Origin of the sequence: Nocardia sp. Root136, assembly GCF_001427185.1 — a bacterium.
GTDB lineage: Bacteria > Actinomycetota > Actinomycetes > Mycobacteriales > Mycobacteriaceae > Nocardia > Nocardia salmonicida.
Map to the genome: position 1 here is coordinate 21,802 of NZ_LMFE01000007.1, position 11,867 is coordinate 33,668.

The following is an 11,867-nucleotide window of genomic DNA, read 5'->3' on the forward strand; positions in this document are numbered from 1 at the left end:
TACGATGCGGTGCGAATGTCGGCGACGCCGCGCACATTCCGCCTCATTCTTCTGTGCCTTCCAGTCTGAGAACGCTGGTCACAGCGGTGACGGATTCCATGTCCGCCAATACGGCGACAGTATCTGCCAGCGACGACTCCACCGCATGGTGGGTGACGACCACGAGTCGGGCGCCGTCGCCGTGGCCCTGCTGACGCACGGTGGAGATGCTCACCCCGTGCTGGGCGAAGGTGTCGGCGACCGCGGCGAGCACGCCGGGACGGTCCTCCACCTGCAGGTTCACGTGATAGCGGGTGGGGGTGTCACCGATCGGCGCGATCGGCAGCTCAGCATAAACCGATTCGCCGGGTGCCCGACCACCGTAGAACTTGTTGCGCGCGGCCATCACCAGGTCGCCGAGCACGGCCGACGCAGTGGGGGCGCCACCGGCGCCCTGCCCGTAGAACATCAGGCGACCGGCGTTGTCGGCTTCCACGACCACCGCGTTGAACGCGCCGTTGACCGAGGCCAGCGGGTGCTTGCGTGGGATGAGCGCCGGGTAGACGCGCACCGAGACGCGATCCTTGCCGCCCTGTTCCAGCGTCGGCTCGCCCGGACCGGCCGAGACGCGCTCGCAGATGGCGAGCAGCTTCACCGTGCAGCCGACAGCCGACGCGGTCTCGAGGTCTTCGGCGGTGATCTTGGAGATGCCCTCGCGGTAGACGTCCGCCGCGGTCACCCGGGTGTGGAACGCCAGCGAGGCCAGGATCGCGGCCTTGGCGGCGGCGTCGTAACCCTCGACATCGGCGGTGGGGTCGGCCTCGGCGTAGCCGAGCGCGGTGGCCTCGGCGAGCACGTCGTCGTAGGCGGCGCCGGTCTCGTCCATCGCGGAGAGGATGAAGTTGGTGGTGCCGTTGACGATGCCGACGACCTTGTTCACCCGGTCACCCGACAGCGACTGGATCAGCGGCCGGACCACCGGGATCGCACCGGCCACGGCGGCCTCGAAGTACAGGTCGGCGCGGCTGCCTTCGGCGGCGGCGGCGAGCTCACCGGTGTAGTCGGCCAGCAGCGCCTTGTTGGCGGTGACGACGGACTTGCCCGCGTTGAGCGCGTCGCCGATCAGCTTGCGGGCGGGGTCGATGCCGCCCATGACCTCGACCACGAGGTCGACATCGTCACGGGCGACGAGCGCGGCGGCGTCGGTGGTGAGCAGCTCGGCGGGCAGACCGCGGTCCTTGCTGATGTCGCGCACGGCGACACCGCGCAGTACGAGCGGCGCTCCGACGCGCGAACGCAGGTCATCGGCGTGATCGCGCAGTACGCGAACCACCTCGGTACCGACAGTGCCCATCCCGAGCACGGCTACGCCGAGCGGACGCCCCGCATCTTTGGTGCCGTTCATTCTTCCACCTCCAGGCTGAGCAGGTCCGCCACCGTTTCCCGGCGCAGAATCAGTCGCGACGCACCGTCACGCACCACGACCACGGCGGGCCTGGTGAGCAGGTTGTAGCGGCTCGACATCGAATAGCAGTACGCACCGGTCGCGGCAACGGCCACCAGGTCACCGGGTGCCGCGTCGGCGGGCATCCAGGTGTCACGAATGACGATATCGCCACTCTCGCAATGCTTTCCGACCACGCGGGCAACGACCGCATGGGCGTCCGACGAGCGCGAGACCAGACGGCAATCGTAGTCGGCCTGGTACAGCGCGGGGCGGATATTGTCGCTCATCCCGCCGTCCACGCTCACGTAGCGACGGCGCGCGCCACCGTCGAGTTCGACATCCTTGATGGTGCCGACCTCGTACAGGGTGACGGTGCCCGGACCGGCGATGGCGCGGCCCGGTTCCACGGCGATGGTCGGCTCCGGCAGCCCGGCGCGGGCGGCCTCGGCGGCGACCAGGGCGCGCAGATTGGTGGCGAATTCGCCCAGCGGGGGCGGGTTGTCGCTCGGCAGGTAGGAAATACCGAGGCCGCCGCCGAGATCCAGGGTCGAGATCTGGGCGGTGCGGTCGATGCCGAACTTGTCGATGGCCTCGCGCAGCAGGCCGAGCATGCGACGCGCGGCGATCTCGAAGCCGTCGAGTTCGAAGATCTGCGAGCCGATGTGGCTGTGCAGACCGACCAGACGCAGGTTGTCGGCCTCGAAGACGCGCGCGAGCGCTTCCATGGCGTCGCCGCCGGCGATCGAGAAGCCGAACTTCTGGTCCTCGTGCGCGGTGGAGATGTACTCGTGGGTGTGCGCCTCGACGCCGACGGTCACGCGGACCAGCACGTCCTGCACCACGCCCGCCGCACCGGCGACCGCTTCGAGCCGCTCGATCTCGTAGAGCGAGTCGACGACCACGTGCCCGACACCGGACGCCACGGCCGCTTCCAGCTCGGGCACCGACTTGTTGTTGCCGTGCAGCGCGATGCGCTCGGCCGGGAAACCGGCGTTCAGCGCGACAGCGAGCTCGCCGCCGGAGCACACGTCGAGGGAAAGGCCCTCGTCCCGGATCCAGCGCGCGATCTCGCCGCACAGGAACGCCTTGGACGCGTAGTGCACGCGGGCGTTGGCCCCGAACGCGGCCACCATGTCGCGGCAGCGCGAGCGGAAATCGTCCTCGTCGATCACGAACAGCGGCGTGCCGTACTGCTCGGCGAGCTGTGTGACGGGCACGCCCGCCAGCCGGACCACACCGTCGTCAGCGCGCGAGGCATTGCGCGGCCAGACGTTCGCGGGGAGGTCGATCATCTCCCTCGGATCGGTCGGGCGCTCGGCCAGACTCGGTGCGTGCGGGATCTCTGCATGCCGGGGACCGGCCGGGTGTGCACTCATCTCGGTGCGTCCTTCCTGAAAAGCTTGCCGGTGTTCACATGCGCTCCGGTGCGCTCACGCCGAGCAAGGCCAGGCCGTTGGCCAGCACCTGGCGGGTCGCCTTGACCAGTTCGAGCCGGGCCGCGTTGAGCGGAGTGACGGCGTCGTCACCCTTGGGGAGCACGCGCATGTCGTCGTCGGACTGGAACGGGTGGTAGACACCGGCCAGTTCTTCGAGGTAGCGGGCGATGCGGTGGGGTTCGCGGGTGTCGGCGGCGGTGGCGACCACGCGCGGGAAGTCGCCGAGGGTGCGGATCAGGTCACCTTCGCGACCGGAGGTCATGAGCGCGAAATCCGGTGCCACCGAAGCGAATTCGGGATACTTCGCGGCGTTGCCGATAATGCTGTTGGTCCGCGAGTGCGCGTACTGCACGTAGTAGACCGGGTTCTCGCTGCTCGCCTTGGTCCACAGGTCCAGGTCGATGTCGATGCTCGAGTTCACCGAGGAACGCACCAGCGAGTAGCGCGAGGCGTCGACGCCGATCTGCTCGACCAGGTCGTTGAGGGTCACCACGGTGCCCGCGCGCTTGCTCATCTTCACGGCGACGCCGTCGCGCACCAGGTTCACCATCTGGCCGATCAGCACCTCGACGGTGTCGGGGTTGTCACCGAACGCGGCCGCGGCGGCCTTCAGTCGGCCGATGTAGCCGTGGTGGTCGGCGCCGAGCATGTAGATGGCCAGGTCGAAGCTGCGGCCACGCTTGTTCTGGAAGTAGGCGATGTCACCGGCGATGTAGGCGGCGTTGCCGTCGCTCTTGAGGACCACGCGGTCCTTGTCGTCGCCGTATTCGGTGCTGGCGATCCACCACGCACCGTCCTTCTCGTACAGGTTGCCGGAGTTCTTGAGCTGCTCGACGGCCTGTTCCACGGCGCCGGAGGCGAATAGTTCGCTCTCGTTGAAGTACACGTCGAAATCGGTGCCGAACTCGTGCAGATCCGCCCGGATCTGGGCGAACATCTGCTGCACGCCCTCGCTGCGGAACACCTCGTGACGCTCGTCGGCGGGCAGGGTGAGCACCTCGGGATGCGCGGCGACGATGCCCGCGCTGATCTCGGAGATGTACTCGCCCGCGTACCCGTCCTCGGGGGTCGGCTCGCCCAGCGCGGCCGCGACCAGGGACTTCGCGAAGCGGTCGATCTGCGCCCCGTGGTCGTTGAAGTAGTACTCGCGCGTCACGTCGGCGCCCTGAGCTGCCAGGATGCGACCCAGCGCGTCGCCGACGGCGGCCCAGCGGGTGCCACCCAGGTGCACCGGACCGGTCGGGTTCGCCGAGACGAATTCGAGGTTGATCTTGGTGCCTGCCAGCGCGAACCCGGTGCCGTAGATCTCCCCCGCGGCCAGGATCTGGCTCACGATCGCACCCTGCGCCGAGGCGGCGAGGCGAATGTTCAGGAATCCGGGCCCGGCGATCTCCGCCACATCGATACCCTCGGTCGCCGACAGCGCCTCGGCCAGCCAGCCGGCCAGCTCACGAGGGTTGGTTCCGACCCGCTTGGCCACCTGCATCGCTACATTCGTGGCATAGTCGCCGTGTTCGGGGTTGCGCGGACGCTCCACTGTGACCTGCTCGGGCAGGACCGACGAGTCCAGTCCGCGTTCGACAAGCACCTTCGCCGCGGTGGTACGAAGGAGATCTGCAAGGTCAGCTGGAGTCACGAGTCTCTATCCTATTGGCTGGGCCCCTTGCAACCACTACCGCCCGCCACGAACCCACCGATCCACACGTCGAAAGAGCACAACGAGCGATGCCTAGCAGGACCAGCGCCACATCAGCCAAGGCCGTGCGGGCCGCGGGGAAGTCGTCTCCGTCCCGCAAGACCCGCAAGGGCAACCTTCCGGGCAAGAAGCGGGACACGCCATGGGCCCTGCTCGGCGCGGGCCTCGCCATCGTCGCGCTGGTCGGCCTGCTCGCCTACAGCCTGGTGCCCAAGTACATGGACCAGGCGGCGATCCGGGAAGCCCAGACCGATCTCAAGGAATGGGTGCCCTCCAAGGAGAACCAGGACCCCTCGGCGAAGATCGACGGCGTCGTGAAGTCGGAGTACCCGGCCGGTCTGCACGTGACCGCCAGCCAGCGCGTGGCCTACGACAAGGCCCCCGCCTTCGGTGGCCCGCACGACGGCGCCTGGGCGAACTGCACGGGCACGGTGTACGCCAAGCCGATCCGCATGGAGAACGCGGTGCACTCGCTCGAGCACGGCGCGGTCTGGATCGCGTACAACCCCGACAAGGTCGACGCGGCCGGTGTCGAGACGCTGTCGAACTTCGTCAAGGGCCGTCAGTACTCGCTGATGTCGCCGTACCCGGGTCTCGACTCGGCGATCTCGCTGCAGTCGTGGGGGCACCAGCTCAAGCTGGACAACGCCGACGACGCGCGGATCAAGCAGTTCATCTCCGCCCTGCGCGAGAACCCGTACGCCTACCCCGAGGTCGGCGCGAGCTGCTCGAACCCGATCTTCGACGCGAACAACCCGCCGCCGTTCGACTCCTCGCCCTACGGTCCCGAAGCGGTCCCGATGGACGGTAAGGGCCTGACTCAGGACCCGACCGAACTCGGTGGCGGCGGCACGGGCTCGGGCATCCCCGGCCTGCCGAACATCCCGATGCCGGGCGGCCTGCCCTCGGGTCAGTAGTGAGCACGGAAGAAAGCGCGGTCGAATCCGACGACACCGCACCCGAGTCGAGCGCGCGTCGCCCGGCCGGGGCGGTGCTCGTCCTCGGTGCGATCGGTCTGCTGCTGCTCGGCGCGGTGGCGGGCGTGCTGTTGCGGATGCCGCTGGAGAAGAATTCCGAACCCGAGCCCAGCGCGGTCGACATCGGTTTCAGCCAGGACATGTCGGCCCATCACGCCCAGGCCGTCGACATGGCAGGCGTAGCGCTGATCGCCTCGACCGACAACGACGTGCGCCGCCTCGCCTACGACATCCTGACCACCCAGCAGAACCAGATCGGCCGCATGCAGGCCTGGTTGCAGCTGTGGGGCGAGTCCAACCAGAACGTCGACGGCTACATGGGCTGGATGACCGACGACCACGGCGGTGCGGGCCACCACGGCGGCAGCGCGGCCGAACCCGCGATGTCGGGCCCGATGCAGCAGATGCCCGGCATGGCGAGCCAGGAAGAGATGACCGCGCTGCGCCAGTCCACCGGCCCCGCCCTCGACACGATGTTCCTGCAACTGATGCTGCGCCATCACCAGGGCGGCGTCCCGATGCTCGACTACGCCGCCGAGCACGCCGACACCACCGCGGTCCGCACCCTCGCAGCCACCATGGCGAAAACCCAAGAGGGCGAATCCCAGCTGATGACGACCATGCTCGCCAACCGCAACGCCACTCCCCTCCCCCTCAACTGACCCCCCGTGCCGGACCGGCCCATCCCCGGTCCGGCACGGTTTTTGGCGCACCGCACTCGATGCGATACGCTGTCGCTGCCCGATCGCCTCACCGCGACCGGCATCTATCCCGCCCTCGTAGCTCAGGGGATAGAGCGTCTGCCTCCGGAGCAGAAGGCCGCAGGTTCGATTCCTGCCGAGGGCACACACGAAGAAGGCCCCCGACCAGCACTCCAGCTGGCGGGGGCCTTTTTCGTCGGCGCGATCACGACCATCGGACCCTTGCGCAGGTGCATCGTCGTGCCGCAGGTATGGCGAGCATTGTGGAGCCGACCAGGTCAGGACGAAACCGCCATCGCGGTGCCGTGGGTCCGCGGGTCGTCGATGGCGTCGAGTAGGTAGCTCGCCAGGTCGGCTCGTGATGTTCGCGGGCCGGCTTTCGTGTTCGTACCCAAAAGGATTCGCGGCCTACTTGCGGCAGGGCCGTCTGTCAACCGGGTGGGCCTGATGGCGGTCCAGCGTAATTCGCTGTGTGCGAGCAGCTGTTCCATACGCGCCATATCCGAATACGTGTCGCGCATGATTCGATGCAGCGCGCGGGCGAGGAACCGGGTCGCCGGTCCCGCGTCGGACGGAATGTCCAGCCCGGCGGAAGAGACGACCAGCAGTCGCCCACCGGGCGGCATGGCGGCGATGATCTCGGTGGCGCCGGCCGAGTAGACGGTGGTGGGTCCACGGTCGCGGGCACCGAGTGCGGAGATGACCGCGTGGTGTTCGTCGAGCAGACCCGCGAGGGATCCGGGCACGGTTGGATCGGCGACTGTCACGGTCAATCCCGGTGCAGGAGGGAGGCTTCCGGCCGTACGGACAATCGCGGTGACACGATTGCCGCGGGCCAGGGCCTCGGCGACAACCGCCCGCCCGGTGCGCCCGGTGGCTCCCACCACGGCGATGGTGGTCATCGGTGCGCGCCGGGTCGCGTGGCGGGCTGGAATCTGAAGGAGACCGCCTCCATCAGCGGCTTGCGCTGGGTCTTCTGTACCGCGGCGATGCGCCACTGGCCGTCGGCGTCGCGGATCACGGTGTAGGTCGCGAGTTTGCCGAGCTTCTTCGCATCGCCCTTCGAGGATTCACCTCGCGTGACAACGATGGCAGTATCGCTTCCGTACCTGCGGATTTCGAGAATCTGCACGGTGAGGCGGGTGCCTTTCAGGAAGCTGTCGAACAGCGCCTGGTGCGCCAGGCCGATCTCGACGCCACCGTGGTAGACGGTGCCGACAAAGGTGACATCGGTGGCGTCGGCGGTGAAGCACGCGCCGTAGGCGGCGCCGTCGCCACGGTTCCAAGCGTCCTGGCCGCGCTGGACGAGAGCGCGGATGTCGAGGTTGTCGGTGTCCATGATTGTTTCCTTATCAGTGCGCGAGCACGGCCAGTGCGGTCTTGCGCGGTAGTAGCCGCAGCGCGGCGGTGAACAGTCGATTGGTCCGGTTGGTGAGGACTACCGGACCGGCCTTGTCGGACAGGGCTTTCCGGGCACGGTCCACGACCTGCTGCGGCGTCTGGACCAGCCAGGGCGGTACATCAGCGCTGGTTCGGGAGGCGGTGACGCCAGGGCACAATGCCAGGACATGCACGCCGCAGGATTTCTGTTCGTGCCACAGTGTTTCGGAGAACGTGGTGACGAAGGCCTTCGAGGCGCTGTAGACGCTCATTCCCGGCTTCGGGGTGTAACCGAGCGTGGAGGAGACGTTCACCAGCGCGCTGCCGGCCACGGCATGGTCGAGGAACGCGTGGGCCAGGACGACGACCGCCCGGCAGTTGAGATCCATTACAGTGAGCGCGGATTCGAGCGAAAGCTCGGCGAAGTCACCGTGCGTGGCGGTTCCCGCATTGTTTACCAGGAGGCTGTAGACGCCGCTCCGGAGCAGTGCGGCGGTCGCGCGCAGCCCCTCCGTGGTCGCGAGGTCCGCGACGAGATAGCCGTGCCCCGCGCCGAGCTCGGACATCAACTGGTCCAGGTCGGCAATTCCGCGGGCCACCGCGGTGACCGAATAGCCTTGCTCGGCAAGCGATAGCGCGAAGGCCCGGCCGATGCCCGCGCTGGCCCCGGTGATGAGCGCCCTCATCGTTCGGCCGCGGGCTTGGTCGCCGGATCGAACAGGTAGGAGATGCGCTCCATGACTCGCTGCCGCTGGGTGTTGTGGAAGCTGGCGATCCGCCACTTGCCGTCCGGTTCGTGCACCATCGTGTAGGTCTGGGTCTTGGATAGCTCGGCGGGGCGCTCGTCGTCGTAGCGGTCGCCCCGGCTGGTGACGATCGCGACGTCACCGCCGTAGAAGCGCACGTCCAGGTACGAGTCGGCGAGCTCGGTGCCCTTCAGAAATCCATCGAACAGGGCCCGATGCCCCTCGGTGAGATCCTGACGGCCCGCGTAATGGGTGCCGACAAAAGTGGTGTACGTGGCATTTTCAGTGAAGGTCGCGCCGTAGGCGTCGGCATCGTTGCGACCCCACGCGGCGGTCATCTCCGACAGCGTGGCACACACCCCCTGCAGATCGGCAGCGGTGCCACCGTCGGGTACGACGCCGGTGCACTCGGCGACGCCAGTGTCGCGCACATCCGAGGTCTGACTCAGCCACACGTAACCGCCGCCGGCGGCGACGCCGAGCGCGAGGGTGGTCGCACCCAGCGCTCGCACGATGGTGCGACGGCGATTCCTGGCGGGAGTGGTGGTCGATTCGACATCGCCGATAGTCGCGTTCATGGAGGGAACCTCTCTCGTAATCTTACCTGCTTGTAAGATCTTAATGCTCATACGAAGTATCTTCGTTAGAGAAGAGATTATGAGAAGGGTGAGCCGTTGTCAACAGATGAACGCGAAACCGACGCCGACCCCGTTCTTCCGCCGGTACCCGAGTTCCGTTGTGCCGCAGCCTCGAGCGAGCGCGAAGGCAGTCGGACTGGACGGGGTCGCGGTCGTCGTCGAGCGGCGAGGTCGAACGCACAGGCCCCGAGTCGAACCCACCCAGAGTGATCAGATGACGCTGCCCCGCCTCATGGCCACCGATCTCGACGGCACCCTCCTACGCGCTGACGGCACAGTCTCCCAGCGCACGCTCGACGCATTGCGGACCGCCATCGGCGCCGGGGTGGAGATAGTTGTCGTCACCGCGCGCCCACCCCGTTACCTCGATGTCCTCGTCGCCGCGGCAGGGCTGACCGGAACGGCGGTCGAGGGAGTCGGGTTCGCGGTCGAGACCGGCCACCGGGTGTTCTTCGAACCGGGCTACCGACCGAGGCTGACGCGGGACACCGGGGCCGAGTCGCCTGTGCGGGCTCTCGCCGACCTGTGGACCCTCGATGTCCCCATCGTGAAGCTCCTCGCCTACTCCACACCGGGTACGCGATGGGCAACGCCCCACTCCAGCGTGCGGGCGGCGGTAGCCAGACATACCGCGTCGAACGAGGAGGACGGGGTCGCGGTCGTCATCGAGCGGCTCTTCGAGAGCTGTAGTCGAGCCCCGGCCGACACTCGAAGTGACGTCGGCGTCTAGCCGACGGCCTCCTTCGGGCGGTGGTAGGCGGCCTCGACCAATCGCGTCAGTTCAGCGTTGAATTCCGGTTGGGCTTCGATGTTACTGAGATGGCCGGTCGGCAAGATTTCCATCCGCACGAAACTGCCTGTCGCGCGCAGCATTTCCGAAATCAGATCGGAGTGGGCGACCGGGATCACGTCATCGAAGGAGCTTGCGACGATCGAGGTGGGCACCACCAGGTTTCGCGCCGATTCGCCCAGATCCATATCGGCTGCCAGCAACCCGAAGCGAGCCCGGACCAGCGCCGGACAGGACCGAACGATGTTCATGCCGAAGTCGAGCAGGTCCCCCTTGGCGGCGGTGCTCATGATCTGCCGGGCGAACAGCCATTCCACCGGGGCGATCGGAGGGAAGACGATCGGGAAGCCGATACCGAGGCGGCCCACCAGGAACGGCAGCGGCACTTTGAGTTTCAGCAGCCGGGAGGGCCGGTTGAACAGCGGCACGATGGTGGTCTCGAAGATCAGGTGCGCGGCCGCGGTATTGGCAAGCAGCACCGAATGTGCCCGTGCCGCAACCTGTTCCGGGTAGCGACCTGCCCAAGCTTGCAGAGTCATGCCACCCATGCTGTGGCCGACCATGACCGCGCGTTGCCCGGCGTCGAGGGTCGCGTCGAGCACATCGACGAGATCGTCGGCGAGCAAGTCCATGCTGAGCTTGCTCGAGCCGAACTCGCTGGCGCCGTGACCACGCTGGTCATAGGCGATGACGCGGTACTCACCGGCGAACGCGTTGATCTGGGCATTCCAGTATTCGATAGCGCAGGTCCAGCCGTGCACCAACACGATGGCAGGCGCGTCCTCGGGGCCGTAGGAGTGCACGCGCAGCCGAGTTCCGTCCCTGGTGGTCACGGGGACGACCCGGCGGGCGACGGTAGGCGGATTGAACGCGGCGGTCGCGTAGGAACGGGACCGCAAGTTCGCGCGGTGAGCGTCGAACAGAGCACTGGATATGCCCGTCCACGCCGTCGCCAGCAAGGCAAGCATCGGACAACTCCTTTGTTGTTACTGATCGAGACAGTAGGGCCAAGGAGGTGCCCGCTTGCCGGTACTGACAGTGAATAGGTACAGACCACAGTGAAGGCGGCGAATGGCCGTGATCGGTCCAGCGCCGACATCCGCGACATCCCGGATCGGCCAAATTTGGCCGGACCGGATCGGCGGGTTACGGTACGCCGAAAGCTTGGTGTACCCGCTCGATCTCGCACGGTTCCATACGTTGTGGGGGCCGACGCCCCCGATGACATCAGGAGCGTTGCCATGACGAATCCACCCGAGGGACAGCAACCTCCCTTCGGTCAGCAGCCGCCGGTCGAGCCGGGGATGCCATCCGGGCCGCCGGGGTATCCGCACGCGGGGTTCGGCGCGGGTGGGCCGCCGGGGCCCGAATATCCGGATGGCCCCGACGTTTTCATCCCGCCGCCCGCGCCGAAGAAGAAGCGGACCGGGTTGTTCATCGTGCTCGGTGTCGTCGCGCTGGTGGTGATCGGCGCGCTGGTGACAGGCGTGGTACTCACGTTGCAGGGTCGTACGCCGCTGTCGTCGGACGAGAAGCAGATCGATGTCGCGGTGCGCGACTTCTACGACACGCTCGACTCCGACGGTTTCGTCGCCGCCGCGCAGCTGGCCTGCCAGGCCGATCGCACGGAGATCGACAATCTCACCACCGAGCAGCGCGCGCAGTTCGAGCGCGCGACGGTGCAGGTGACGATCGATGACGTCAAAGACATCGTCATCACCGGTGACGATGCGAAGGCGACGGTGACCGGCCAACTGACGCTGTCGGTGGAGGGCGAGGAGCCCGATACGGAGTCCAGCACCGAGGAGCACCTCACCAAGGAAGACGGCACCTGGAAGATCTGCTCGGCACCGGCCAACAAACACTGATCGAACGCCGCCTCGGCGACCCCGCGCATCCTCGGCCTCGGCACCGGGACCATTGCGATCACGCTGATCCCAACCCTGGTCGTGCACACGGGCGCACGGCACTATCAATGGTGAGGCGGGCGTGGCTGAGTGGTTTAGGCAACGGTCTGCAAAGCCGTTAACGCGGGTTCAATTCCCGCCGCTCGCTCTGTGGGGAAAGCGGCTGGGTC

The 11,867-nt window shown here is 67.3% G+C and carries 12 protein-coding genes and 2 tRNA genes; 6 read left to right on the forward strand and 8 right to left on the reverse strand.

Features of this window, described 5'->3' with window-relative positions:
• Positions 1 to 43 precede the first annotated feature (43 nt).
• From ASD42_RS17285 to argS, 3 genes are read right to left on the reverse strand one after another with little or no spacing between them, the layout of a single operon-like run.
• Positions 44 to 1,384 (reverse strand): homoserine dehydrogenase, encoded by a 1,341-nt coding sequence (locus ASD42_RS17285; protein ID WP_056817919.1) that lies wholly within the window; start codon positions 1,382 to 1,384, stop codon positions 44 to 46.
• A complete protein-coding gene (gene lysA / locus ASD42_RS17290) occupies positions 1,381 to 2,802 on the reverse strand; it encodes a diaminopimelate decarboxylase (RefSeq protein ID WP_056817921.1) in 1,422 nt (473 codons plus the stop codon). The genes ASD42_RS17285 and lysA overlap by 4 nt, the downstream gene beginning before the upstream one ends.
• Positions 2,803 to 2,836: 34 nt before the next feature.
• Complete coding sequence (gene argS / locus ASD42_RS17295; protein ID WP_056817923.1) at positions 2,837 to 4,498, reverse strand: arginine--tRNA ligase; 1,662 nt, start codon at positions 4,496 to 4,498, stop codon at positions 2,837 to 2,839.
• A gap of 89 nt (positions 4,499 to 4,587) precedes the next feature.
• On the opposite strand from argS, the gene ASD42_RS17300 reads away from it, so the two are divergent.
• From ASD42_RS17300 to ASD42_RS17310, 3 genes are all read left to right on the forward strand, one after another.
• On the forward strand, positions 4,588 to 5,475 hold the full coding sequence (locus tag ASD42_RS17300; protein WP_056817925.1) for a DUF3105 domain-containing protein: 888 nt from the start codon (positions 4,588 to 4,590) through the stop codon (positions 5,473 to 5,475).
• Positions 5,475 to 6,197, forward strand: a complete 723-nt coding sequence (locus tag ASD42_RS17305; protein ID WP_056817927.1) for a DUF305 domain-containing protein — start codon at positions 5,475 to 5,477, stop codon at positions 6,195 to 6,197. The genes ASD42_RS17300 and ASD42_RS17305 overlap by 1 nt, the downstream gene beginning before the upstream one ends.
• A gap of 111 nt (positions 6,198 to 6,308) precedes the next feature.
• Positions 6,309 to 6,381: transfer RNA gene (locus ASD42_RS17310), tRNA-Arg, on the forward strand.
• A 133-nt stretch (positions 6,382 to 6,514) separates the two neighbouring features.
• On the opposite strand, the gene ASD42_RS17315 is transcribed toward ASD42_RS17310, so the two are convergent.
• From ASD42_RS17315 to ASD42_RS33885, 4 genes are read right to left on the reverse strand one after another with little or no spacing between them, the layout of a single operon-like run.
• Positions 6,515 to 7,138, reverse strand: coding sequence for an NAD(P)-dependent oxidoreductase (locus ASD42_RS17315; RefSeq protein WP_056817929.1), 624 nt, complete (start codon positions 7,136 to 7,138; stop codon positions 6,515 to 6,517).
• The gene (locus tag ASD42_RS17320; RefSeq protein ID WP_056817931.1) at positions 7,135 to 7,575 is read right to left on the reverse strand and encodes an SgcJ/EcaC family oxidoreductase; all 441 of its coding nucleotides are present in this window, start codon (positions 7,573 to 7,575) and stop codon (positions 7,135 to 7,137) included. Before ASD42_RS17320 ends, ASD42_RS17315 begins: the two co-directional genes overlap by 4 nt.
• A 13-nt stretch (positions 7,576 to 7,588) precedes the next feature.
• Complete coding sequence (locus tag ASD42_RS17325; protein ID WP_056817933.1) at positions 7,589 to 8,302, reverse strand: SDR family NAD(P)-dependent oxidoreductase; 714 nt, start codon at positions 8,300 to 8,302, stop codon at positions 7,589 to 7,591.
• Positions 8,299 to 8,940, reverse strand: coding sequence for an SgcJ/EcaC family oxidoreductase (locus ASD42_RS33885; protein ID WP_084787185.1), 642 nt, complete (start codon positions 8,938 to 8,940; stop codon positions 8,299 to 8,301). The genes ASD42_RS17325 and ASD42_RS33885 overlap by 4 nt, the downstream gene beginning before the upstream one ends.
• Positions 8,941 to 9,214: 274 nt before the next feature.
• Between ASD42_RS33885 and ASD42_RS17335 the strand changes: the two genes are divergently transcribed.
• Complete coding sequence (locus ASD42_RS17335; RefSeq protein WP_056817936.1) at positions 9,215 to 9,730, forward strand: HAD family hydrolase; 516 nt, start codon at positions 9,215 to 9,217, stop codon at positions 9,728 to 9,730.
• Here ASD42_RS17335 and ASD42_RS17340 read toward each other — a convergent pair.
• Positions 9,727 to 10,758, reverse strand: a complete 1,032-nt coding sequence (locus ASD42_RS17340; RefSeq protein WP_056817938.1) for an alpha/beta fold hydrolase — start codon at positions 10,756 to 10,758, stop codon at positions 9,727 to 9,729. The genes ASD42_RS17335 and ASD42_RS17340 overlap by 4 nt on opposite strands.
• 273 nt (positions 10,759 to 11,031) lie before the next feature.
• On the opposite strand from ASD42_RS17340, the gene ASD42_RS17345 reads away from it, so the two are divergent.
• Positions 11,032 to 11,658, forward strand: coding sequence for an Rv0361 family membrane protein (locus ASD42_RS17345; RefSeq protein WP_062984441.1), 627 nt, complete (start codon positions 11,032 to 11,034; stop codon positions 11,656 to 11,658).
• Positions 11,659 to 11,773: 115 nt separating this feature from the next.
• A tRNA-Cys gene (locus tag ASD42_RS17350) sits at positions 11,774 to 11,845 on the forward strand.
• Positions 11,846 to 11,867: the final 22 nt, after the last annotated feature.